At 67.6% G+C, this 23,865-nt stretch carries 21 protein-coding genes; 11 read left to right on the forward strand and 10 right to left on the reverse strand.

What is annotated here, in order from left to right; translation table 11 throughout:
• Positions 1 to 60: 60 nt before the first annotated feature.
• The 4 genes from ACQPYH_RS37930 (at position 61) to ACQPYH_RS37945 (ending at position 4,578) form a co-directional block, all read left to right on the forward strand.
• On the forward strand, positions 61 to 1,146 hold the full coding sequence (locus ACQPYH_RS37930) for a LacI family DNA-binding transcriptional regulator (protein WP_432881717.1): 1,086 nt from the start codon (positions 61 to 63) through the stop codon (positions 1,144 to 1,146).
• A gap of 211 nt (positions 1,147 to 1,357) precedes the next feature.
• Complete coding sequence (locus tag ACQPYH_RS37935; RefSeq protein ID WP_432881720.1) at positions 1,358 to 2,677, forward strand: ABC transporter substrate-binding protein; 1,320 nt, start codon at positions 1,358 to 1,360, stop codon at positions 2,675 to 2,677.
• A gap of 88 nt (positions 2,678 to 2,765) precedes the next feature.
• A complete protein-coding gene (locus ACQPYH_RS37940; RefSeq protein WP_432881722.1) occupies positions 2,766 to 3,746 on the forward strand; it encodes a carbohydrate ABC transporter permease in 981 nt (326 codons plus the stop codon).
• Positions 3,739 to 4,578: a carbohydrate ABC transporter permease gene (locus ACQPYH_RS37945; protein ID WP_130441026.1), complete on the forward strand. Its 840-nt coding sequence runs from the start codon at positions 3,739 to 3,741 to the stop codon at positions 4,576 to 4,578. The genes ACQPYH_RS37940 and ACQPYH_RS37945 overlap by 8 nt, the downstream gene beginning before the upstream one ends.
• Before the next feature lie 110 nt (positions 4,579 to 4,688).
• On the opposite strand, the gene efeB is transcribed toward ACQPYH_RS37945, so the two are convergent.
• From efeB to thpR, 4 genes are read right to left on the reverse strand one after another with little or no spacing between them, the layout of a single operon-like run.
• Positions 4,689 to 5,939 (reverse strand): iron uptake transporter deferrochelatase/peroxidase subunit, encoded by a 1,251-nt coding sequence (gene efeB, locus ACQPYH_RS37950; protein WP_432881725.1) that lies wholly within the window; start codon positions 5,937 to 5,939, stop codon positions 4,689 to 4,691.
• Positions 5,936 to 7,075, reverse strand: a complete 1,140-nt coding sequence (gene efeO, locus ACQPYH_RS37955) for an iron uptake system protein EfeO (RefSeq protein WP_432881728.1) — start codon at positions 7,073 to 7,075, stop codon at positions 5,936 to 5,938. Before efeO ends, efeB begins: the two co-directional genes overlap by 4 nt.
• Before the next feature lie 32 nt (positions 7,076 to 7,107).
• Complete coding sequence (efeU, locus tag ACQPYH_RS37960; RefSeq protein ID WP_432881730.1) at positions 7,108 to 7,959, reverse strand: iron uptake transporter permease EfeU; 852 nt, start codon at positions 7,957 to 7,959, stop codon at positions 7,108 to 7,110.
• 46 nt (positions 7,960 to 8,005) lie between these two features.
• Entirely contained in the window at positions 8,006 to 8,569 is a 564-nt protein-coding gene (thpR, locus tag ACQPYH_RS37965) for an RNA 2',3'-cyclic phosphodiesterase (protein ID WP_432881733.1), read from the reverse strand.
• A gap of 205 nt (positions 8,570 to 8,774) precedes the next feature.
• Here thpR and ACQPYH_RS37970 point away from each other — a divergent pair, with 205 nt between their 5' ends.
• Positions 8,775 to 9,944 (forward strand): MFS transporter, encoded by a 1,170-nt coding sequence (locus ACQPYH_RS37970; protein WP_432881735.1) that lies wholly within the window; start codon positions 8,775 to 8,777, stop codon positions 9,942 to 9,944.
• A 19-nt stretch (positions 9,945 to 9,963) separates the two neighbouring features.
• Entirely contained in the window at positions 9,964 to 11,415 is a 1,452-nt protein-coding gene (locus tag ACQPYH_RS37975) for an LLM class flavin-dependent oxidoreductase (RefSeq protein ID WP_432881738.1), read from the forward strand.
• On the opposite strand, the gene ACQPYH_RS37980 is transcribed toward ACQPYH_RS37975, so the two are convergent.
• Entirely contained in the window at positions 11,398 to 12,801 is a 1,404-nt protein-coding gene (locus ACQPYH_RS37980; protein ID WP_432881741.1) for a mycothione reductase, read from the reverse strand. The two genes, ACQPYH_RS37975 and ACQPYH_RS37980, sit on opposite strands and share 18 nt — an antisense overlap.
• A gap of 144 nt (positions 12,802 to 12,945) precedes the next feature.
• Here ACQPYH_RS37980 and ACQPYH_RS37985 point away from each other — a divergent pair, with 144 nt between their 5' ends.
• Positions 12,946 to 13,659, forward strand: coding sequence for a DUF4429 domain-containing protein (locus ACQPYH_RS37985; protein WP_432881744.1), 714 nt, complete (start codon positions 12,946 to 12,948; stop codon positions 13,657 to 13,659).
• On the opposite strand, the gene ACQPYH_RS37990 is transcribed toward ACQPYH_RS37985, so the two are convergent.
• Complete coding sequence (locus ACQPYH_RS37990) at positions 13,656 to 15,020, reverse strand: MFS transporter (RefSeq protein ID WP_432881747.1); 1,365 nt, start codon at positions 15,018 to 15,020, stop codon at positions 13,656 to 13,658. The two genes, ACQPYH_RS37985 and ACQPYH_RS37990, sit on opposite strands and share 4 nt — an antisense overlap.
• Entirely contained in the window at positions 15,017 to 15,466 is a 450-nt protein-coding gene (locus ACQPYH_RS37995) for a MarR family winged helix-turn-helix transcriptional regulator (protein WP_432881749.1), read from the reverse strand. The genes ACQPYH_RS37990 and ACQPYH_RS37995 overlap by 4 nt, the downstream gene beginning before the upstream one ends.
• 82 nt (positions 15,467 to 15,548) lie before the next feature.
• Here ACQPYH_RS37995 and ACQPYH_RS38000 point away from each other — a divergent pair, with 82 nt between their 5' ends.
• On the forward strand, positions 15,549 to 16,652 hold the full coding sequence (locus ACQPYH_RS38000) for a hypothetical protein (protein WP_432881752.1): 1,104 nt from the start codon (positions 15,549 to 15,551) through the stop codon (positions 16,650 to 16,652).
• Here ACQPYH_RS38000 and ACQPYH_RS38005 read toward each other — a convergent pair.
• Positions 16,613 to 18,085, reverse strand: coding sequence for an NCS2 family permease (locus ACQPYH_RS38005; RefSeq protein WP_432881755.1), 1,473 nt, complete (start codon positions 18,083 to 18,085; stop codon positions 16,613 to 16,615). The two genes, ACQPYH_RS38000 and ACQPYH_RS38005, sit on opposite strands and share 40 nt — an antisense overlap.
• Before the next feature lie 73 nt (positions 18,086 to 18,158).
• Here ACQPYH_RS38005 and ACQPYH_RS38010 point away from each other — a divergent pair, with 73 nt between their 5' ends.
• Positions 18,159 to 18,470, forward strand: a complete 312-nt coding sequence (locus ACQPYH_RS38010; protein WP_432881757.1) for a DUF2530 domain-containing protein — start codon at positions 18,159 to 18,161, stop codon at positions 18,468 to 18,470.
• A gap of 88 nt (positions 18,471 to 18,558) precedes the next feature.
• Positions 18,559 to 19,095 carry a class IV adenylate cyclase gene (locus ACQPYH_RS38015; protein WP_432881760.1) on the forward strand — a complete coding sequence of 179 codons (537 nt, stop codon included), beginning with the start codon at positions 18,559 to 18,561 and terminating at the stop codon, positions 19,093 to 19,095.
• Between the two features lie 127 nt (positions 19,096 to 19,222).
• On the opposite strand, the gene ACQPYH_RS38020 is transcribed toward ACQPYH_RS38015, so the two are convergent.
• Positions 19,223 to 20,008, reverse strand: coding sequence for a DUF3027 domain-containing protein (locus tag ACQPYH_RS38020; protein WP_432881762.1), 786 nt, complete (start codon positions 20,006 to 20,008; stop codon positions 19,223 to 19,225).
• A 359-nt stretch (positions 20,009 to 20,367) separates the two neighbouring features.
• Here ACQPYH_RS38020 and ACQPYH_RS38025 point away from each other — a divergent pair, with 359 nt between their 5' ends.
• A complete protein-coding gene (locus ACQPYH_RS38025; RefSeq protein ID WP_432881765.1) occupies positions 20,368 to 22,143 on the forward strand; it encodes an MFS transporter in 1,776 nt (591 codons plus the stop codon).
• A gap of 159 nt (positions 22,144 to 22,302) precedes the next feature.
• Here the strand turns inward: ACQPYH_RS38025 and ACQPYH_RS38030 are convergent, their stop codons facing one another.
• Positions 22,303 to 23,859 carry an MFS transporter gene (locus ACQPYH_RS38030; protein ID WP_432881767.1) on the reverse strand — a complete coding sequence of 519 codons (1,557 nt, stop codon included), beginning with the start codon at positions 23,857 to 23,859 and terminating at the stop codon, positions 22,303 to 22,305.
• Between the last annotated feature and the right edge of the window lie 6 nt (positions 23,860 to 23,865).

Consider the following 23,865-nt stretch of genomic DNA (forward strand, 5'->3'; position numbering starts at 1 on the left):
GCGAGCCCGCCAGCCCCGAAATGCCGCTGCTAATCTCCCGTCTGTGCGGGGAGCCAGGCGATGACGAGCAGCGGATCTGTGACCGACGGCGGTGAGGTCGGCGACGACGGCCCACAGGGCAGTACGCGCCGCAGTCATCGGGTCACGATCAGCGATCTCGCGCGCCGGCTGCACATCTCGAAGGCGTCGGTCTCGTACGCGCTGAACGGCCGGGCCGGCGTCAGCGAGGAGACCCGGCAGCGGGTGCTCGATCTGGCCGAGGAGCTGGGCTTCCACCCGAACTCCGCCGCGGTCGCGCTGTCGGCCAGCCGGACCCGGACGATCGGGATCGTGATCGCCCGTGACCCGGCGCTGATCTCGACCGAAGCGTTCTACATGCGCACGCTGGTCGGCATCGAGCAGTACCTGAACGAGGTCGATTCGTCGCTGCTGCTGCGGCTCACGGGCGAGCACGGCGAGGATCTCGACGTACTGCGGCGGTGGTCGCGGCAGGGACGTGTCGACGGGTTCATCCTGTTCGACGAGCACGACGACGACCCCAGGATCCCGCTGCTGAAGGAGCTCGGGGTTCCGTGCGTGGTGGTGAGCTCGAACGCGCCGGACGATTCGGTCGGGCGGTTGATCAGCTCACCGGAGGAGACGGTCGGGTTGCTGCTCGATCATCTGGTCGAGCTCGGGCATCGGAACATCGCGCATATCAGCGGGCCGTTCACGTTCGTCCACGAGCGGCTGCGGGTGCAGATCCTGCAGGAGCAGGCCGAGCGGCGCGGGGTCGCCGTACGGCAGATCGAAGGCAGCTACCGCTACGACGACGGCGCCGAGCTGACCCGTCAACTGCTGGCCGATCCGAATCCGCCGAGCGCGATCGTGCTCGGGAACGACCTGATGGCGGTCGCGGCCCTGCGGGTGGCGATGGACCTCGGTACGGCGGTGCCCGCCGAGGTCTCGATCCTCGCGTGGGACGACTCGCCGCTGTGCGAGCTCGCCCGGCCCGGTATCACCGCGGTCGACCAGAAGACGATGGAACGCGGGCGGGCCGCCGCCGATCTCCTGCTCCGGATCGTCACGGTCGAGGGCGAAAAGCACGAGGAAGCGCCGGCCGGCGAGCTGCGGGTCCGGGATTCCAGCGGTCCGGCCCCTTTCTGACCACTTTCAAGACTCTGTGAATTCATTCGGATTCGGAGGGTGTTGGATTGCGTTTACCGGGGCCTCGCGAGAGGTTGGATCAGTCACGAGGTCGTAACGAAGACCCCGGAACTGAACCGGTTAGGGTTTCGAAACTTAACCGGTTAGGTCAGTATGGGGCCGATCCGCCTTCGCAGCTCTGTGGAGGCTCGACGGGACGAGGGAGTCCGACGTGAGACTGCGTTCGTTAGTAGCCGCGGTGGCGGCGACCGCCATGGGAATCAGCCTCGCCGCGTGTGGTGGTGGCGACAAGAACGACTCCTCCGGCGGCGGTTCGGGTGGTGACCAGACGCTGACCTACTGGGCCAGCAACCAGGGCACCAGCCTGGACAACGACAAGGAGGTGCTGACCCCGGTCCTGCAGAAGTTCACCCAGGACACCGGCATCAAGGTCAACCTCGAGGTGATCGGCTGGAACGATCTGCAGACGCGGATCCAGACCGCGATCACCTCCGGCCAGGCGCCGGACGTGGTCAACATCGGCAACACCTGGGCGGCCTCGCTGCAGGCGACCGACGCGTTCCTGCCGTTCGACGGCGACGCGATGGGCGCGATCGGCGGGAAGGACAAGTTCGTGCCGACGGCTCTGGCGACCGGCGGCAAGGAGGGCACCGACCCGACCTCGGTCCCGCTCTACGGTCTGGCCTACGGCCTGTACTACAACAAGGCGATGTTCGCCGCGGCCGGCCTGCAGCCGCCGAAGACCTGGGAAGAGATGGTCACCGACGCGCAGAAGCTGACCGTTCCCGCGAAGAAGCAGTGGGGTATGGCGCTGGCGGCCGGCAGCTACACCGAGAACGTGCACTTCGCGTTCATCAACGCCGCGCAGAACAAGGCCGACTGGTTCGACGCCGACGGCAAGCCGACCTTCACCGGTGACGGCAACGTGCAGGGCGTCCTGCGGTACCTCGACCTGATGCAGAAGGACAAGGTCGCGAACCCGTCGAACGCGCAGTACGACAACGGCACCAAGTCGGTCAACGACTTCGCCACCAAGAAGGTCGCGATGGTCATCAACCAGAACAACGCCGACTCGTCGATCGTTGCCAACGGCATGAAGGCCGGCGAGTACGGCGTCGTACCGTTCCCGGCTCCGTCCGGCGCCGAGCAGGTGGCCAGCCACGTGGCCGGTATCAACCTGTCGGTGTTCAAGAACACCAAGCACAAGGACGCGGCGCTGAAGTTCGTCAAGTACATGACGGACGCGACCACGCAGACGACGCTGGGCAAGCCGTTCTCCTCGCTGCCGGTGCTGAAGGACGCGAAGCCGGTCTTCACTACCGACGCGGCCGAGGCGGCGACGTTCCAGGATGTCTACAACACCAAGTCCAAGCCGCTGCCGCTGGTGCCGGCCGAGGACCAGTTCGAGAGCACCGTCGGCAAGGCGATGAACTCGATGTTCGCCAAGATCGCCACCGGTGGGACCGTCACGGCCGACGATGTGAAGGCGGCCCTGAAGACCGCCCAGGATCAGGTGGCCGCAGGTAGCTGACCCGCGCTCAGTGGCCCGGACGACTCGTCCGGGCCACTGCCCGCGTCAGCCCACACCACCGATCCGACAGACAGGAGGCGACCAGTCGATGTCCGTCGCCACACAGGAAGCGACGCCGGCCGCCGCGAAGCCTGCGAAGAAGAAGACCAGGCGGGGCCCCGAACACCGCCCCGGACTGAACCGTTGGCTGCCGTATCTGCTGCTGGCGCCGGCCGTGCTGGCCGAACTGCTGATCCACATCATCCCGATGGTGGTCGGCATCTGGATGAGCTTCATCAAGCTGACCAAGTTCTTCATCGCGAACTGGTCCGCGGCCCCGAGCGCCGGGCTCAACAACTACAAGGTCGCGCTGGACTTCAACAACGCGGTCGGTGAGGGCCTGCTGAAGTCGTTCGGCGTCACCGTCGCCTTCTCGCTGATCACGGTCGCGCTGTCGTGGCTGCTCGGGATGGCCGCGGCGGTCGCGCTGCAGCCGCCGTTCCGCGGGCGCGGCATCATCCGGACGTTCTTCCTGGTGCCGTACGCGCTTCCGGCGTACGCCGGGATCCTGACCTGGAACTTCATGCTCCAGCGCGACACCGGCGCCGTGAACCACGTGCTGAACCAGTTGCACCTCAGCGACGGACGGACGTTCTGGCTGATCGGCAGCAACGCGCTGGTCTCGCTGATCGTGGTCGCGACCTGGAAGCTGTGGACGTTCGCGTTCCTCACGCTGATGGCCGGCCTGCAGAGCATCCCGGGCGATCTGTACGAGGCCGCGTCGGTCGACGGCGCGGGCAACCTGCGGCAGTGGCGCAACATCACGCTGCCGTCGCTGCGGCCGGTCAACCTCGTGCTCGTACTCGTCCTTTTCCTGTGGACGTTCAGCGACTTCAACACGCCGTACGTGCTGTTCGGTACGGCGCAGCCGCCCGCCGGTGACCTGATCACGTTCCACATCTACAACGCGTCGTTCCTGACCTGGAACTTCGGCACCGGTGCGGCGATGTCCGTCCTGCTGCTGATCTTCCTGATGATCGTCACCGGCGCGTACCTGCTCGTCACCGGAAGGAGGTCGCGTCGTGCGTGAGACCCAGGGGTTCAAGATCTACCGCGGTGTCGTGCTGACCGTGCTCGGCCTGTTCGTGCTCGTCCCGCTGTACGTGATGATCACGTCGTCGCTGAAACCGCTGAAGGACGTGCAGGGCGCGTTCAGCTGGTGGCCGTCGAACCTGACGCTGGCGCCGTTCGTGGACATGTGGAAGACGGTGCCGCTGGCCCGGTACTTCGTGAACAGCACGATCGTCTCCGTGTCGGCGACGGTGTTCTCGGTGGCGATCGCGATCCTGGCCGCCTTTGCGGTGTCGCGGTTCCGGTTCCGTGGGCGGACGGCGTTCACCACGACGGTGCTGTCGACGCAGATGTTCCCGGGCGTGCTGTTCCTGCTGCCGTTGTTCCTGATCTTCGTGAACATCAACAACTCGTTCGGGCTGCAACTGGTCGGCACGCGGCTCGGGTTGATCATCACGTACCTGACGTTCAGCCTGCCGTTCTCGATCTGGATGCTCGCCGGGTACTTCGACAGCATCCCGCGCGAGCTGGACGAGGCCGCGCTGGTGGACGGCTGCGGGCCGATGGGCGCGCTGTGGCGCGTCGTACTTCCCGCCGCGCGTCCTGGCGTGATCGCGGTCGCGATCTACTCGTTCATGACCGCGTGGGGCGAGGTCCTGTTCGCCTCGGTGATGACCACCGAAGCCAACCGCACCCTGTCCGTAGGCCTACGCCAGTACTCCACCCAAACCAACATCTACTGGAACCAGATCATGGCCGCCGCCCTGGTAGTCAGCGTCCCAGTAGTAATCGGCTTCCTCCTCGCCCAACGCCACTTCGTCGCCGGCGTCACCGCCGGCGCCGTCAAGTAGCGGACGCCCGTCACTGACCAACCTCCGCCCGGCGTGCCGTCGCACGCTCAGCAAGCCAGGCTGAAGGGCCGAACGGGGAGGTTGGTCAGTGGTGCAGGTCCGCCGCCGTCTCAGACGAACAGCTTCTCGCCCCAGTACCCGCCGGGGGTTACCCCCGGCGGGCAGGCGAAGATGCCGGAGCCTACGTGGTGGATGTACTCGTTCATCGTGTCGCTCTTGGCGAGTTGGTTCTGGATCGGGATGAACTGTTTGCGGGGGTCGCGTTGGTAGGCGAGGAAGAAGAGGCCGGCGTCGAGGCGGCCGAGACCGTCGGAGCCGTCGACGAAGTTGTAGCCGCGGCGGAGTAGTTCGGCGCCGTTGTTGAAGGTGGGGTGCGCGAGGCGGACGTGTGAGTCGGCCGGGATCTTCGGTTCGCCGTCGGCCTGCTTGGCGTTGAAGTCGAGGGTGTCGAACTCGTCGGACTTGCCCAGCGGGGCACCGGTGCCCTTGCCCCGGCCGATGATGCCTTCTTGTTCGCCGAGCGACGTACGGTCCCAGATCTCGATGTTCATCCTGATCCGGCGTGACACCAGGTACGAGCCGCCGACCATCCAGTCGGGGCCGTCCTCGGGCTGCACCCACAGCTGTTGCTCGAGTTTGTCGGCGTCCTCGAGCTTGAGGTTGGCCGTGCCGTCCTTGAAGCCGAACAGGTTCCGCGGGGTCGCCTGGGCGCGCGAGGTCGACGACGTACGGCCGAAGCCGAGCTGGGAATACCGTACGGCGACCCGTCCGAAGCCGATCCGGGCGAGGTTGCGGATCGCGTGTACTGCGACCTGCGGGTCGTCGGAGCAGGCCTGTACGGCGATGTCGCCGTACGAGCGGGTCGGGTCGAGGTCATCGCCGATGAAGTGCGGCAGGTCGACGAGCGCCTTCGGGCGTTTCGCGGCGAGACCGAACCGCTTGTCGAACAGGCTCGGTCCGAACCCGACGGTAATCGTCAACCGCGCCGGCGGCAGACCGACCGCCTCGCCGGTGTCCTCGGGCGGTGCTTCGTCGGGTCCGTTCACCGCGCCGTACTGACCGATGTCCCGCCCGGCCGTCAACAGCGCGGCCGCGGCGGTCCACTCCTTCAACAGCCCGATCAAGTCGTCCCGACTCGTCGTCGTCACATCAAACGCGGCAAAGTGCAGCCGATCCTGCACCGGCGTGATGATCCCGGCCTGGCGCGGCCCGTGAAACTCCACCGGCCCGTTGTTGTCGGCAGCCTGCGACGGTTCACTGGCCAATGCGGAGTGCGCGGCGTACCCGGCAACTCCGGTCGCGACCGCTGCACCAGCCGCGCCGAACAGGCCGCGGCGCGAGATTCCCTTGCGCTCGGTCATTTTTGGGCGATTACTCCGGCTACTTTGCTGACTGGCTCGGCCAGGCCGTCGACTACGGCGCCGAGGGCTTTCTTCTCGGCTTCGGAGGCCGTGTAGGGCTTGAAGCCGGCGTCGTCGCGGTATTTGTCGAGTGCGGCGAAGACGGCCTTGAAGTTGGTGTCCAGCTGGGTGACCAGCGCCTTGTCGCGCGACTGCAGTGCCGGGCGGAGCGCCTGGATCGCGGCCTGCGAGCCTTCGACGTTGGCCTGGAAGTCCCACAGGTCGGTGTGCGAGTAGCGGTCCTCCTCGCCGGTGACCTTGCCAGTCGCGACCTCGTCGAGCAGTTCCTTGGCGCCGTTGGCCAGCTGCAGCGGCGTCAGCTTCACGACCTTGGCCTTCGCGACCACCGTCTTGACGTCGGTCAGCAGCTGGTCGGCGTACTTCTCCATGCCCTTGGTGCTGTTGGAGACCCACAGCGCCTGCTCGATGCGGTGGTACCCGGTCCACTCGGTGCCGGGCTCGACATCGTTGACCCGGGCATCGATCTTCGGGTCGAGGTCGCCGAACGACTCCGCGACCGGCTCGATCCGCTCCCAGTACGTCCGCGACACGGGGAACAGCGCCTTCGCCTTCGCGACGTCGCCGGCCTTCACCGCGGTGACGAACTCGACCGTCTTCTGCTCCAGCGCGATCGCCTGCGAGTTCACGTACCGCTGGTAGCTCGAGGTCGCCTGCTTCAGCTCGGTGTCGGTGTCGACCTGCGCGGGCGCGTCACCGGTCACGGTGAGGTCGCCGCGGATCCCGTCGCCGACCATGCCCGGCTTGCAGACCGCCTGGTACTTGCCGGTCGGCAGCTCGACGATCAGGTCCCGCTTCAGGCCCGGGCCGATGTTCTCGACCTCGCCCATCACCCGGTCGCCCTCGGCGTACACGTAGAACTCGGTGATCTTGCTGCCGCCGTTCGCGACCGAGAACGTGCTGGTGCCGGACTTCACGTCGCGGCGGCTGAGGTCACAACCCGAGTCGGACGCCTTCACCGAGACCGGGCCGGTGCCGTCGTCCTTGGCCGCTGGCTCGTCCTTCGCGCACGCGGTCAGCGCGCCGATACTGATGACGACGCCGAGGATGGCGGCCCGACGGGGCAATGAGGTGGACATGGTTCTCCTGAGCGGGGATGTGAGGGGGTGGTTCAGGCCGCTTCGCCGGCGGTCTTGGCCACCGGTACGGGCGGCGGCGTGGAGCTCTTCACCGGACGGAAGTAGAGCACCATCACCGGGACCAGATAGACGACCCACGCGGTGGCCTCGAGCACGGTCGGGGTCGGGTTGAAATTGAAGATGCCCTTCAGCAGTACGCCGTACCAGCTGTCCGGCGGGATCACGTGCGAGATGTCGAAGGCGAGGTGCTGGATGCCGGGCAGGATGCCGGCCTCCTGCAGGTCGTGGAACCCGTACGCGAAGATGCCGGCCGCGACCAGGATCAGCACCGCGCCGGTCCACTTGAAGAACACGGCCAGGTTGATCTTCACCGCGCCCTTGTAGATCGCGATCCCCAGCAGCACCGACGTACCGAGCCCGAGCAGGACGCCGACCAGCGGTACGGCGGTGGTCGCGGTGGCGGCCGACGCGTACACGATGAACGCGGTCTCGATGCTCTCCCGGAACACCGCCAGGAACGCGAGGATGACGACGGCGCGGGAGCCGACCTCGAGGGCCTGCCCCATCCGCTCGCGCAGTTCCTTGGCGATGCTGCGGGACGCCTTGCGCATCCAGAAGATCATCCAGGTGACGAAGCCGACCGCGAGGATCGACATCACCCCGCCGACGGTCTCCTGGGTGGTGAACGACTTCGCGGTCAACGCGGTGACGAACTGGAGCAGACCCCAGGCGACCGCCGCGACAGCAAGTGCCGAGACGACTCCGATCCAGACCAGTTTCAGTCGATCGCGATGTCCGGACTTGACCAGGAACGTGGCGAGGATGCTGACAACCAGCGAAGCCTCGAGTCCCTCACGGAGTCCGATCAGATAATTCGCGAGCATGGCGGCGACACTTCCATAGCATTAGGTACGGCTAACCTTGCTGAGGTTAACCTAAGAAGTCCCATTCGCCTACTGTGTCGTACGCCGCACTCTGGCCCGGACCCTCACCGAGCCGGGATTCGATCAAACGCAGGCTGCCGGCGGTCCAGACCGGGCTGTCGTAGGTGTCGAAAACCCTGACCCACCTGGTCACATCGATCGGCCGCCGCAACCGGGCCAGCGTGACATGCGGGGTGAACTTCCTGCCCTCGACGGTGACACCGGCGCGACTCGCCGCCGCCCGGGTGGTCATCGCCAGGTGCTTGAGTGATTCGCTGTCATCACGTACTCCGGCGTACAGCACACGTGCATCCGGTACGCCGGGAAACGCGCCGGCGCCGGTCAGCTGCAACTCGAACGGCTTCTGCCGTTGTGCGGCCGACTCCAGCCGCTCCTCGAGTTCCTCGGTCTTCCAGTCCGGTACGTCGCCGAGGAACGCCAGCGTGATGTGCCAGTGCTGGTCCGAGGCCCACCGGATGTCGTCATCCGGATGCTCCCGCCGCGGCTCGACGAACTCGTTCAGATCCTCCACAACTTCGATGGGTGGCACCACGGCCACGAACAATCGCATCCCCCGAGATTAGGCGGTCGGAGGTGCGGACCGCGTGTTAATTTGGGGGTCGATCGACAGGACGTGGCTAGGGTTCCGCCGCCCGCGGGCGGGCTGGTCCGAGCGCCACGACCCACCGCGACGGTGGGCATCTGAAGGGGCAAAAGCCTGGTAGGGCGACGTCGGCGCACTTGACCGTGCCCGTCGAACGCCCGAGGTGATGTCCGTGTTCCGTCGTCCCGCAGACTTTCGTTCCATCCTTGCGCTGCCCCGGATCAAGTCCCTGGCCGTCAGTTCGCTGCTGGCCCGGATGCCGAAAGGCATCATGCCGCTGACTCTGGTGCTGCTGGTGACCCAGCGGACGGGGTCGTACGCGCTCGCCGGCACGGTGACCGCGCTCTTCGCACTGGGCGACGCGGCGACCGCTCCCTGGCAAGGTCGTCTCGTCGACCGGTACGGGTACGCCCGGGTGCTGATCCCGATCGCTCTGGTCCACGTGGCGGCCACGATCGGTCTCGTCAGCACAAAGACTCCCGCCGTTCTCGGCGCACTGGCCGTCCTGGCCGGTCTCGGCGTACCGCCGATCTCTGGAGCCGTGAAGGCCTTGTGGGCGGAGCTGGTCACCGAGGACCAACTGCCGGCCGCTTACGCGATGGAATCCCTGCTGCAGCAGAGCTTCTTCCTCTTCGGCCCACTGCTGGCGACCGGACTGATCGCACTCGCCGGGCCCGCCGTGACCGCACTCACAGCCGCCACATTGGTTGCTGGAGGCACCTTTGGTTTCGTCGTGGCAGCCGGTCCGCGCCGCCCCCGTCCGCACGAGCGTTTGCGCCACGGCGCGTTGCGGATAGCCGCAGTCCGGATCCTGAGCACGAGCACCCTGCTGCAGAGCCTGACGTACGGCGTCCTGCCGATCGCGCTCGTCGCCTCGGCGGCACGTGCGGGCGCGCCGACGGCCGCCGGAATCGTCCAGTCGACGCTGACCCTGGGTGGGCTGATCGGCGGCATGCTCGAGGCGTCGAGAGACTACGTCCGGTTGATGGTGTGGTTCGGCTGTGGGCTGGTGCCGCTGTCGGTGTTCGCCGCGATCGAGTCCCCGGCCGGCCTGATCGGACTGGCGGTCACGCTGACGGCGACCGGCCTCCTGGCTACGCCGCTGGCCATGTCCGGATACCTGTTGATCAGCCGCGCGACGCCTGTCGAATGCCGCACCGAGGCGTTCGCCTGGCAGTCGACCGGTCTGGCGATCGGTACGGCGCTCGGATCCGCGCTTGGCGGGATGTTGGTCGACCGAGGTGGACCCGCGCTCGCGTTCGCCGTACCGCCCGTCGCGGTCGGGGTCGCGGCGGCCCTGGCGGCGACGCTCCGGCGCTGGATGCCTTCCGTCTTCGGCTGATGTCGCGTCAGACTGCGGCATGGACGAGTTGAAGCTGCCGTCGCCGTGCGTGGTGATCCTGGTCGGGCCGGGGGCCTCGGGGAAGTCGACGTGGGCGGCGGAGCGGTTCGGGGCGGACCTGATCGTGTCGAGTGATCGATTGCGCGCGTTGGTCGGGGCTGGTGAGGACGATATTGCGGCCAGTGTGGATGCGTTCGCGTTGCTGGATGTGGTGGTGCGGCAACGAATCGGGCGGCGGCTGACGACTGTCATCGACACCCTGGGACTGGACAGGGAACGACGCGCGGCGTGGCTCGGCTTGGCGCGGGAAGCCGGAATGCCCTGTGTGGCCGTGGGTTTCGACACGCCGGCCGCGGAGTGCCGGAGACGGAATCGGGAGCGGGACTCGAAGCGGATTCCGGCCGATGTGCTGACCTCGCAATTGAAGTCGTGGGCGGCGGCCAAGAAGGAGCTACCGGACGAAGGGTACGACCAAGTCCTGCAACCGACGGCCGTCCGAGTGGTTCCCGAAGCGTTTGTCGAGGCAGGCGCGGCGGCCGTGCGGCAGGCGGAGAGGCCGAGCGGGCTGCGGTTCGGGTTGCAGTTGAGCAGTTACACACATCCGAGTGGTCGGGTGGGGATGGCTTCGTGGGTGCGCGAGGTGGCTGCGCGGGCGGAGGCGGTCGGGTTTGACGCGATTTACGTCATGGATCACTTCCGGCAGATTCCGCAGGTGGGCCGCGCTTGGGACGACTTCCTGGAGAGTTGGACGACGCTCGGCTATCTGGCTGCCTGTACGACGCGTGTGCGGCTCGGGACGCTGGTCTCGGGGATCACGTATCGGAACGTCGCGCACCTCGGCAAGATCGCGGCGACTCTCGACGTACTGAGTGGTGGGCGGGCGGTGTGTGGGGTCGGGCTCGCGTGGTTCGAGGCCGAGCACAAGGCTTATGGGTGGTCGTTCCCGCCGGTGAGTGAGCGGTATGCGCTGCTCGAGGACGCGTTGCAGTTGCTGCCGGTTTTGTGGGGACCAGGCAACAAACCGTTCCACGGCAAGGTTCTCGACGTACCGGACACCACGTGCTACCCGCGGCCGTTGCAGGAACACCTGCCCGTGCTGGTGGGTGGAAGCGGGCCGCGAACCCTGAGGCTCGCCGGGCGGTACGCCGACGCGGTGAACGTGTTCGGCGACGTCGCCGCAGTACGGAAGGCCGCCAGCCATCTCGGAGACCGACCCGTCGAGCTGACGCATCTGTCGACAACGCTTGTGGGCAAGGACTCTCAGGAGGTCGACCAACTCGTCCAGAAGCTGCGGCCGCGCAACGTGAACCCGGCGCGGTACGCCGCCATGGTGAACGCGGGCACGGTGGACGACCAGATCGGACGGTTCCGCGAGCTGTCCGAGGCGGGTGTGGCCGAAGTGATGATCAGCCTGCCCGACCTCGAGACACTCGACACAGTCGCCGAGGTGATCTCAGCCTTCCGGGTGTAGATCCAGCTGGAGTAGGGCGTTCTCGATCAGTTCGGGCATCGCGGGGTGGATCCAGTACTGGCCGCGGGCCATCGCGTAGGCGTCCAGCTCGAAGCTCATCGCCTGGATGATCGGCTGGATCACGGTCGGCGCCTGCGGGCCCATGATGTGCGCGCCGATGATCTGGCCGGTCTTCGGGTCGGCCAGGATCTTCGCGAACCCGGTCGTGTCCTCCATCGCCCAGCCGTACGCGATATCGGCGTACCGCTGAACCGCTTTAACATAAGGGATCCCGCGCTCCTTCGCCTCCTCCTCGGTGAGACCGACGGAGGCGATCTGCGGCGCGCTGAAGACCGCGTGCGGTACGAAGCGGTGGTCGGCCTCGATCCGGTCGTCGGGGTTGAGCAGGTTGTGCTTCACCACCCGCGCCTCGTGGTTCGCGACGTGCTTCAGCTGGTGCGGTGTGGTCACGTCGCCGAGCGCGTAGATGCCGTCGACGGTGGTCTGCTGGTACGCGTCCACGACCACGCGCGCCTCGTCGTCGACCTCGACACCGGTGGCGCCCAGGTTCAGCAGGTCCGAGTTCGGTTCACGGCCGACAGCGATCAGCAGCTCGTCGACGATCAGCTCGTCGGCCCCGTCCGGGTTCAGCATCCCGACCAGGATCGAGCCGTCGTTCCGGCGCTCGACCCGGATGGTCTCGTGGTTCAGGCGTACGTCGTACAGCTCCTGGGCGATCTTCGTGTACGCCGATGCGAGCTCGGCGTCCTCATGCCGGAGCAGCACGCCCGAGCGGGCCACGATCGTCACCTCGACCCCGAACGACGCGAACACATGCGCGAACTCAGCCGCGACGAACCCGCTGCCGATGATCGCCAGCCGGCGCGGCAGCTCCTCGAGCCGCATCACCGTGTTCGAGGTGTGGAACCCGGTCTCCTCGAGCCCCGGGATCGGCGGCACGATCGGCCGGCTGCCGGTGGCGAGCACGAACTGGTCGGCGCTGAAAACGCTCGTCGACCCGTCCTTGTTGTCGACGGTCAGCTCCTTGAACCCGGTGAACCGCCCGGTCCCGTCGTACACGGTGACGTTCGCGTTGTCCGCGTTGTGGTGCCGGTACTCCGAACCGCCCGCCGCGATCGGGTCGATCCGGCCGAAGATCCGGTCCCGGACGTCGGGCCAGCGGACGCCGAGCAGCTCCTCGTCGACGCCGTACCGTGAACTCTTCGACGGGGTCGCGGCGACGTCGGCAGCGTGCACGAACATCTTGGTCGGGATGCAACCGACGTTCAGGCAGGTGCCGCCGAAGGTGCCGCGCTCGACGATCGCGACCTTCCGGTCGGCGAACCGCCGGTTCACGATCGTGTTGCCGGATCCTGTCCCGATGATCACCAAGTCGTAATGCGTCACACCTCATTGTGGCGCTTACACGCAAGTCGGCTTGGGTCGGGGCAGGAAGGAAAGAAGAAGGTGTGAAGAAAGGGGTGGCGCTTACACGCAAGTTGGTCGGTGGTTACACGCAGGGACCTGCGGTGGACCCGCTCAGCAGGGAAGATGGGCAGGGTGGGTAGTGGTGAGCTGACAAGCACGAACGGCACGGTCGTCTGGGACGGGATCGGCGTCCTCCGGCTCCGGTACGACGGAACTCGAGCCGGACTGGATGCGCTGACCAGCTCGTTGTGGACCCGGTTGGGCGAACGGATTCTGCCGGTCGAAGCCCTGCAGTCGGTCGAGGTCGGCGCCGCGGGCCTCAAGCTCATCCTCCGCGACGGGGCCGACCCGCTGCAGTCCGTGACCGGCGGTCAGGTCGTGATGGATCCGTACGACTTCCCGGAGGTCGATCCCGCGCTCGCGGAGCAGATCGCCCGCGACATCCGCAGTACTCTCGTCCGCCGCGACGTACCGGCGACGCCGTCTGCTCGCTGGTTGCTCGCACCGCCGGCCGCGCCGGACCGGCTCGAGGGCCGGGACGCGATCCTGTCGGTCGCGAACGGGCTGCTCACATTCGACTACAAGCGGTCCGCCGGCCGGAAGAAGAAGTCCCTCGGCGAGCGGTGGTCGGTGCCGCTGGGCGAGATCGTCGACGTCGAGTGGACGCCGAACCAGGGACGGTTCAACACCCGCGGCTTCCTCCGGGTCGCGACGGCCGGTACGCCGGTCGAGCGCCCGAAGCCGAAGCACGACCCGGCGGCGATGCTCATCCCAGGCGGCGCCGACGTCGACGCCCTGTTCTTCGCCGCCCGCCTGCTGACCCGGATCAGGCCCTAAGCGACCCTTGGCCCGACGTCCTGCTTCGGCCCGACGTCCTGCTTCGCAGCGGGTGCAGGCTCGTCCTGAAGCGGGACAGTCTCCAGGACCGCCTTGTCGCCCAGCAGGTCGGTCTGCGGCAGCACCTCGAGATGCGGGCGCGGCAGCAACCGCGGCCGGATCGCGAGACCGCGCCGGCGGGAGAAGTACAGCACCGAGGCCACGGTCCCGAGCACGGTCAACCCACCGCCGACGATCAGCGAGTACCGCGCGCCGAGCACCTGGCCGATCCAGCCGATGAACGGCGAGCCGATCGGCGTACCGCCCATCAGGACCGTCATGTACAGCGCCATCACCCGGCCGCGCATGGTCGGCTCGATGCTGAGCTGCATGGTCGCGTTCGCCGAGGTCAGCATGGTCAGCGAGGCCAGCCCGACGATCGGCAGCACCAGCGCGAAGGTCAGGTACGTCGGCATCAGGGCGCTGACGATCTCGGCGATACCGAACGCGAGCGCGGCCCCGATCACCAGGCGAGCCCGGATCCGGACCCGGCGGGCAGCGAGCAACGCGCCGGACAGCGAGCCGATCGCGAGGACCGAGCCGAGGATGCCGTACTCCCCCGCGCCCTTGTGGAACACGCTCGTCGCCATCAGCGCCGAGGTGAGCTGGAAGTTCAGGCCGAAGGTGCCGGCGAAGAACACCGCGACCAGGACCATCATCAGGTCCGGCCGGCGCCACAGGTAGCGCATGCCGTCGCGGATCATGCCCTTCTCGCGGCCGGCCGGCTTCGGGGTGTGCAGCTCGGACACGCGCATCAGCCGCAGCGAGACGATCACCGCGGCGTACGTGAATCCGTTGACCAGGATCACCGGACCGGTGCCGATCCAGTTGATCAGCAGACCGGCCAGCGCCGGGCCGAGCAGCCGGGCCGCGTTGAACGAGGCCGAGTTCAGCCCGACGGCGTTCGACAGCTCGTCGCGGCCGACCATCTCGACAACGAAGGCCTGCCGGGTCGGGGCGTCGAACGCGGTGCCGACGCCGAACAGCAGAGCCAGCAGGTACACGTGCCAGGTCTGCACGACACCGCCGATCGTCAGACCGCCAAGCGTCAACGCAACGGCGGCCATGAAGATCTGGGTGATCGTCAGCACGGTCCGCTTCGGGAAGCGGTCGGCGATCAGACCGGCGTACGGACCGAACAACAGGGCAGGCAGGAACTGGAGTCCGGTGACGATGCCCAGCGCCGTACCGGAGTGGGTCAGCTCGAGGACCAGCCAGTCCTGGGCGACACGCTGCATCCAGGTGCCGACGTTCGAGACGATCGCGCCGGAGGCGTAGAGACGGAAGTTACGGACTTTGAACGCGCGGAAGGTCGGGCTCACTGGGCCGCCAGGCGTTCGAGAACAGGTGCTGCCTTGCGCAGGATGTCGCGCTCCTCGGGGGTCAATTGCTTCAGCTTGGTCTGCAGCCACTCGTCGCGGCGGCGCCGGTTCGCGTGGATCAGCTCGTCGGCGCGGGAAGTCAGCTCGACGACGATCTGACGCTTGTCGGTCGGGTGCTGGCGGCGGATCACCAGACCCGCCTCCTCCATGTTCGTCACGATCCGCGTCATCGACGGCGGCTTCACCTGTTCGTGGGAAGCCAGCTCGCCGATCGTCATCGACTCGTGCTTGGACAGCGCGCCGAGCACGCTGAGCTGGTTTGCGGTGAGGTCGTGACCGGGCTCACGCTGGCGCCGGATCTGCCGGGACAACCTGAGCATCGAGGACCGCAGGGCACTGGCCAGCCCGACGTCACTCTTCACCTGCTGGGCTACGACTTCGGGCATGTCTTTACCTTAACTCATTACCTTTGCTAACTAAAACCGGAAACCGAGGGGTGGTATTCCCGGCCCGCTAGAGTTCCGGGTCATGAGCGTGGAGCTGGAGCGGTACGAGCAGCGGTTCCGGCGGGCCGGGCTGCCGCTGTTCATCGAGGACTTCTCGCCGACGCACGACATCTTCACGCGGGCCACGCCGCTGCTGGTGCTCGTGTTCCTGGCCGAGATGCTCGGGGCAACCTCACTGGACTGGCACTGGTGGCAGAACCTGCTGGCCGCGCTGGGCGGGCTGATCGCGCTGGTGGCCGGGTTCGGGCTGCTGAACCGGCTGCGCGGGCGGCCGTTCTGGTCGTTGCCCACCCGCTTCGGCATCCCGGAGCTCGCGGTCTTCGTCCTGCTGCCCGCGCTGTTGCCGCTGGTCACTCAGGAGCAGCTCCGGCAGTTCTTCGGGATCGCCGCCAGCAACCTCCTGCTGGTCGGCCTCGTGTACGCCGTGGTCGGCTATGGCCTCGTCGGTACGACGCTGTGGGGCCTGCGCCGACTCGCGGGTGAGCTGGCCAACTCCGTGGCCAGCCTGGTCCGGGCGCTGCCGCTGCTGCTGATCTTCTCGCTGGTGCTGTTCATCACCGCGGACACGTGGCAGGTGTTCGCGGGTATGCCGGTCGCCTTCCTCGTTTTGCTTGCGGTCGGCTTCGCCGTACTCAGCAACCTGTTCCTGATGCTGCGACTGCCACGCGAGCTGGAGACGATCGAACGCGACGTCAGCTCCGGGCCGCCCCTGCGCCGCGTCCAGCGGATGAACCTCAGCCTCAGCCTGGTGATCCGTCAGTGGATGCAGGTCCTCGTCGTCAGCACCGGCGTCGGCCTGTTCTTCGTTGCCTTCGGCATGCTCGCGATCAGCGACCACATCTACCAGCAGTGGGGCATCGACCACGGCAACTGGTCGCACACCTTGCTCGTGCTGGACCACCCGGTGGTGATCAGCTCGTCACTGGTGAAGGTTGCCGTCGGCATCGCAACCTTCACCGGCCTGTACTACTCGATCGCGCTGCTGACCGATGCGACGTACCGCGCCGACTTCCTCGAGAGCCTCACCACCGAACTCCGCGACCTCTTCGTCACCCGCGCCGAGTACCTGGAGCTGCGCTCAGGGCCTCAGGTCAGCCAGTCGGTCAGCGGGCCGATGGCGAAGTAGACGACGAAGAGGGCGGCTACCACCCACATCAGCGGGTGGACCTGGCGGGCCTTGCCGCGGACGGCTTTGAGGATCACGTACATGACGAAGCCGGCGCCGATACCGGCGGAGATCGAGTAGGTGAACGGCATCAGGATGATCGTCAGGAACGCCGGGAACGCGACCTCGATGTCGTCGAAGTCGATGCCCTTCACCTGCGTCATCATCAGGAAGCCGACCAGGATCAGCGCGGGCGTCGCCGCCTCGTAAGGGACCAGCGTGACCAGCGGCGCGACCACCATCGAGATCAGGAAGCAGATCCCGGTGATCACGCTCGCCAGGCCGGTCCGCGCGCCCTCACCGACACCAGAGGCCGATTCGATGTACGACGTGTTGCTGGACACGGACGCGGCCCCACCGGCGGCGGCCGCGACGCTGTCGACGATCAGGATGCGCTGCGAGTTCGGCGGGATGCCGTCCTTGTCGAGCAGACCGGCCTCGGCGCCGATCGCGGTCATCGTGCCCATCGTGTCGAAGAAGTCGGCCAGCATCAGCGTGAACACCAGCAGCAGCGCCGACACCACCCCGATCTTCTCGAACGAGCCGAACAGGCTGAACTCGCCGATCGTGTCCAGGTTCGGTTTCGTGAACCACTGGTCCGGCAGCTTCGGCACGCTCAGGCCCCAGCCGCCGGGGTTGTCCGCGGTCCGGGCGCCGATGTTCCCGATCGCCTCGATGATGATCGCCAGCACGGTCGCGGCCAGGATGCCGATCAGGATCGCGCCCTTCACCTTCCGCGCGTACAGCGTGACGATCAGGATCAGGCCGAAGACGAAAACCAGCACCGGCCAGCCGCGGAGCGTGCCACCGACACCCAGCTCCACCGGCGGACCGGTCGGCGCGCCGGGTCGGCGTACGAAGCCTGCGTCGATCACACCGATGAACGCGATGAACAGGCCGATGCCGACGCTGATCGCGATCTTCAACTGGAGTGGAACCGCCTCGAAGACCGCTTTGCGGAACCCGGTCAGTACCAGGATCAGGATGATCAGGCCCTCGAGCACGACCAGGCCCATGGCGTCCGCCCAGGTCATCTTGGTCGCGACCGAGAACGCGATGAACGCGTTCAGGCCGAGCCCGGTGGCCAGGGCGAGCGGAAAGTTCGCGACCACGCCCATCAGGATCGTGACCACGCCGGCCACCAGCGCCGTCGCAACCGCGATCTTCGCGATCGCCGCCGCCGGGTCGGTGCCGCCGCCGACGAACTGGCCGGCGCCGTCCTTGACGGTGCCGATGATCAGCGGGTTCAGCACGACGATGTAGGCCATCGTGAAGAACGTGACCAGCCCGCCGCGGATCTCCCGTCCGAGCGTGGACCCGCGTTCACTGATCTTGAAGAAGGAGTCGAGTACACCGGAACCGGAGCGGGCCGTCGAGGCCTGGGGCGAGCTCATGACCGCATCGTGCCAGTTCCTACCGGCCAGTTGCGAGCACTGACGTCAAACCGTTGCGGGTTAGGGTAGGGGGGTGACGGAGGAGCAGGGCGGGACCAAGAAGCGCACCGACCCCACGAGCCAGCTGGCGCGCGGGGAGCTGGTGCACGCCGAGGTCAAGCCGCTGGACCTGTCCGGCATCCCCAGCGTCATCACCGGTATCGCCCTGTGGGTGGTCGCCTTCGTCGTCCTCCTGATCTTCCGCGACCACCTGAAGGCCAACGGCCTCGACTGGTGGCTCTGGGTCCCCGTCGCCGGCTTCGGCCTCGGCCTGATCGGCCTCTGGTACTGCAAACGCCGCTGGACCGCCATCCAGGCAGGCCACCGCCCCGCCACCGAAGACTGAATCAAAGGACGGCCGCGACAGTTCTTATTCCCGCGCGCTGGGGTGCTGGGGTGGTCGTACGCCCACGCCGTACCGAAGGAGAGCTCTAGTGCCGATCGAGTATGAGGCGAAGGTGCTGGGGATTGATCCGGACATTGTCGAAGGCAAGGTCTTGGACCTGGGCGGCCGCCGGGTCGCGGATCGGATGATGCGGCGGTTCGTGTACGACGTCGTACCGGGTGACGCATCGCGCTGGATCCGCCTGCGGGACACGGGTTCTGAGGTGACGCTCACCGTGAAGGAGATCGCCCACGACGGCATCGACGGTACGACGGAAACCGAGGTCGTCGTCAGCTCCTTCGAAACCACCAACGAACTGCTCCGCCAGATGGGCTTCAAGCCCAAGTCCTACCAGGAGAACCGTCGAACAAGCTTCGAGCTGTACGGCGCCCAGCTAGAAATCGACCACTGGCCCCACATCCCGCCGTACCTGGAGATCGAGAGCCACTCCCACGAACACGTCGTGGAGGTCGCCGCCGCACTCGGTTACCCCGAGCACGAGCTAACAGGCGAGAACACCATAAGGGTCTACGCCCGCTACAACATCAACCTCGCAGATATCCCCGACCTACGCTTCACCGACTAGCCAGCCCCGTCAGGAGCCCTCCCACGTCGTTCACCTCACGCCAAGCTCACCTGGCGGCCCCGCCGGAGGCGGCAACGAGAACAGGCGCGGCCGTTAGGCCGGGTCCGATGTGTGCGGCCGGTGGTACTTATTCGGCTGGTTGGTCGGCTAGTTCGAGGGTGTCGTAGCCGGTGGTGTCGAAGGCGTGGTCGGGGGTGGGGGGTTCGGGGATGTCGATGGTGGCGTCGGAGTGAGCGCCGCAGCCGTAGTCGTAGGCGACTACGCGGGCCTCGCCGGGGGCCATCTCGTTGGCGCAGACGCCGAAGGCCTGGCCGAGGCTGTCGGCCAGGCGGATCCAGTAGCCGCAGGAGTAGCACTTGTACGGGACGGCCTGCGCGATCGGCGACGTCGGCCCGAAGTCACCGGCGTACCAGCGTTCGGCCGCATCCTCGCGCCCGAACGGCGACAGCACGCGCTCACGACCGAGCCCGAGCTCCTCGACCACCGTGAGAACGTCCTCAGGAGCGTCGGAGGTGTCGGTGAAACCCGGCTCGAGGCGCGGGTCGTCGGGGAGCGTCGGGAACAGGTCGCCGGGACGGAGGTCGCCGGGCTGGACTCGATCCGACCACGGGACCCACTCGGGTGCGGTGATCGCGACGTCGCCGGGCAGCATCACGACCTCGTTGACCGTGACGGTCTTGGCGCGGGAGGCGCGGGTGACGGTGACCGCCCAGCGCCAGCCGCGGTACCCGGGGTGGGTGGAGGCGAAGTAGTGCGTGACGAGCCGCTCGCCCTCGACCAGATGACCGAGGTGTTCGCCGACCTGCGCGGCGCCTGCCTCGGCGATCGCAGCTTCACGGGCCGGTTCGACCGCCGCGACGGCGATGGCGTCGGGTTTGGCGCGGACCGGTTCCGGAGCTCTGACGGGAGTCACAATCGCCCATTCTCGCACGCCCGCCGTCGTACTCCGAACCGCCGTCGATCAACCGCCCGTACGCGCGGTAACTGCGCTCTGTCCCCGCCGCGAGGCAGGATGGTCCCATGCACTCCCCCGACCCCGACGACCCGCAGGTCGGCCCCGGCAACCGCGCAAGCGATGCCGCAGGCCGGTCACGCGGCGACGCCGGCCGGAGGCGGGAGGAGAATGGAAGCCAGCGGGGCGCCGAGCAGCCTTCGAACCGGGGGACTGCGCACGAGCAGGCGGGTGGTGGCATGGGGGGCAACACCGAAGAGACTGACGGCCGAGCCAGCAACTCAGGCGCAAATGCGGCGGGGAAGTCGGCGGGTGAGCGGTTGACTGATGCTCGGGGGCGGGTGGGGTCTGCGAGTAAGAAGGTCGGGCATGCGTCGAAGGTGGGGGCCGAAGGGGTTGCTACGGCTTCCAAGAAGGCGGCTGAAGTCAGTGGGAAGGTCGGGCGGGCGACCGGTCGGCGGATCCGCGGGCTGACTGGTGCTCAAGGGGCCAATGAGTCGGGGCTTTCGCGGTTGATCGAGCTGGGCGCGGTCAACGCGGCCGGTGATACGGCGTTCGCCGTTTCTCTGGCCGGGACGGTGTTCTTCACCGTGCCGAGCGACCAGGCGCGCGATCGGGTGGCGTTGTTCCTGGTGCTGACGATGGCTCCGTTCGCCTTGATGGCGCCGCTGATCGGCCCGATCCTCGACCGGTTCCGGCACGGCCGGCGCTGGGCGATCGGCGCGACCCTCGGCGTACGGGCGTTCCTCGTCTGGAGTCTCGCGTCCTCGATCTCCGGCCACGGCTCCGCCTGGCTGTATCCGGCGGCACTCGGCTGCCTCGTGGCCTCCAAGGCGTACGGCGTCACGCGCGCCTCCGCCGTACCGCGGCTGCTCCCGAAGCAGATCACGCTCGTCACCGCCAACTCGCGCATCTCGCTGGCCGGTGTCGCCGGCGCCACGATCGGCGCCGGAATCGCGGCCGCGTTCGCCTCGATCGGCCCGCAGTGGTCGCTGCGCTGGGCGGCGCTGGTGTACATCGTCGGCCTCATCCTCGCGATCCGTCTGCCGAACGCGGTCGACTCCCCCGCCGACGAAGAAGTCACGGGTACGGCGGGGCGCGAGGCACGCCGGCGCGCCATCACCGCGGCGGTCGCACGCGGGATCCGGTGCAATCTCGGACTGCGGTTCGTGTCCGGCTTCTTGACCATGTACTTGGCGTTCCTGTTGCGCGACCAGCCGATCAGCGGTGTGAAGGGCGCGGTCGCAGCCGGTGCGGTGATCGCCGCTGCCGGTCTCGGCAACAGTCTCGGCACCATCCTCGGATCGTTGCTCAAGGCACGTAAACCGGAAGCGGTCGTGCTGGTGGTGCTGCTCGCGGACGCCATCGTCGCGGTCGCGGCGGCGGTTCTCTACGGTCTGCCGATCCTGATCGCGCTCGGTCTGGTGGCCGGGCTGTGCAGTTCGCTCGGCAAGCTGTCGCTGGACGCGATGATCCAGCGGGACGTGCCGGAGTCCGTGCGTACGTCGGTTTTCGCTCGCTCGGAGACCGTGCTGCAACTGGCCTGGGTGATCGGCGGCGGGTGCGGGATCGTGCTGCCGCTGATCCCGCGGCTCGGATTCGGGTTCCTCGCAGGCGTGCTGGTGGTCGTCGTCTTCCTCGTACTGCGGATGCGCCCGGCGGCCCGCCCGACCGAAGGCCCACTGCGCCCCGGCGGTCTCGGTGGACCGCGGGCCGGAGCACACCCGCACGACACGAAGTCGTACGGCGGACGCTCCGAGAGCACGACCCGGACGATCCTCACCACCAGCGTCGCCGAGCAACGGGCAAACCGCGCGCGCCGCTCGGACTCGGGCGACGAGACAACCATCGAGTGGCGCGGCGGCGGTCAACCGCCGGCCGGTCCTCCGCCCGACCGGCCGCGAGGCTCGAGTCGGCGTCCCGAAGCCAGCAGTCGCCCGGAGCCACCATCCGGACGTTGGTGGAGCGGCCAGCCCGACGAGGACGACGACACCCAGAACCAAGCCCCCTGGGCCGAAGAACCAACCGAGGAACGCAACCAAGCCAACCCCTTCAAACGCCGCCCCGGCAACAACCCCCGCCACCCACCCCGCTAACACTGCGGGTCCGGCGTACTGCGGCTCCGGCGTACCGCGGGTCCGGCTGGCGGGTTGTCGGCTGAATGGCTGGTTGTAGCCCGCCAGCGGCGCAAGAACCCGCCAGCGAGAAGCGGCGGCCGGTGAAGATGCACACCGGTCGCCGCTTTGGGTTGTAGGTCAGAGGACTGGGGTTAGGTCGGACTCCTCGGTGGCGGGTTCTGGGGCTTTGGTGGGGGTTGGGTGGGTGGTGCCGCGGAGGGTGAGGGTGGCCAATGCGGCGGTGGTTAGTAGGAGGAGGGTGCCGACGACGGCTACCACGTTCATGCTGTGGGTGAAGGCGTGGCGGGCGGTGGTTAGGACGGTGTCGGCCAGTTGACCTGGGAGGTGTGCGGCGGCGGCGGTTGCGGCCGGTAGGCCCTCTCGGACGGGACCGGCGACACCCGCGGGCAGGTTGGACGGGAGGTCGGAGCGGTACGCCGCGGTGCCGATCGAGCCCAGGATCGCGATCCCGAGCGCCCCGCCGAACTCCGAGCAGGTCTCCATCACCGCGGACGCCGAGCCGGCGCGCTCCGGGGCGACCGAGCCGACGACCGCCTCAGTGACCAGGGTCATCACCATCACCAGACCGGCAGCCAGCAGACCCGCGCCGACCAGCGGCACTGCCAGCGACGAGTCGACGTGCACCTGGGTGAGCACGGCGTACCCCGAGGCCGCGAGTACGAACGCTCCGCCGATCACATACGCACGGTCCATCTTGTTGGCCAGCGCGGTAGCCAGCGGAGCCGCGCCACCGACGAGCACCGACGGAGCCAGCGACCACAGGGCGGCCTTGAGCGGCGAGAGCCCGTGCACCAGCTGCAGGTACTGGGTCAGGAACACCGCGTTGCCCACCAGCGCCAGGGTTCCAACAGTGTTGGCAGCCAGCGAACCGCTGAACGCCCGGTTGCGGAACATCGACAGGTCGACCATCGGGTACGCCGCAGTCCGCTGCCGCTGCACGAAGAGGACCCCGAACACCAGCCCGGCCACGATCGCCACCACCGGCAGCACCGACGCGCCGTTGGCCGCGATCTCCTTGATCCCCCAGATCACCGGCAGTACGGCGGCCAACGAGAGCACCGAACCCAGCAGGTCGAACCGTCCACCGGCAGGAGTCTTGAACTCGGGCAGCAGCATCGGCGCAAGCACCAGCAGGAGCACCATCGCCGGGGTGTTGATCAGGAACACCGAACCCCACCAGAAGTGCTCCAGCAGGAACCCGCCGAGCACCGGCCCGAGAGTGATCCCGCCCATCATCACCGCGCTCCAGAACGCGATCGCCTTCGACCGCTGCTTCGGGTCGTGGAACATGTTCCGGATCAGCGCCAGGGTCGACGGCATCAGGGTCGCGCCGCCGATCCCGAGCAGGGCGCGGGCCGCGATCAACTGCTCGGGGTTCTGCGCGTACGCCGCCGCGATCGAGGCGACCCCGAAGCCGACCGCACCGAAGATCAGCAGCCGGCGGCGCCCGATCCGGTCGCCCAGCGAGCCCATGGTGATCAGCAGGCCGGCCAGCACGAATCCGTAGATGTCGAAGATCCACAGCTGCTCGGTCGCCGACACGCCGAGGTCCGCGCTGATGAACGGGACCGCGAAGTACAGCACCGAGACATCCATCGAGACCAGCAGCAGCGGCAGCGCGAGCACGCCGAGCGCGATCCACTCCTTGCGTCCCGCGAGTTCCGGCTTACTCATGATGCC

This window comes from Kribbella sp. CA-245084 (assembly GCF_050942355.1).
Taxonomy (GTDB): Bacteria; Actinomycetota; Actinomycetes; order Propionibacteriales; family Kribbellaceae; genus Kribbella.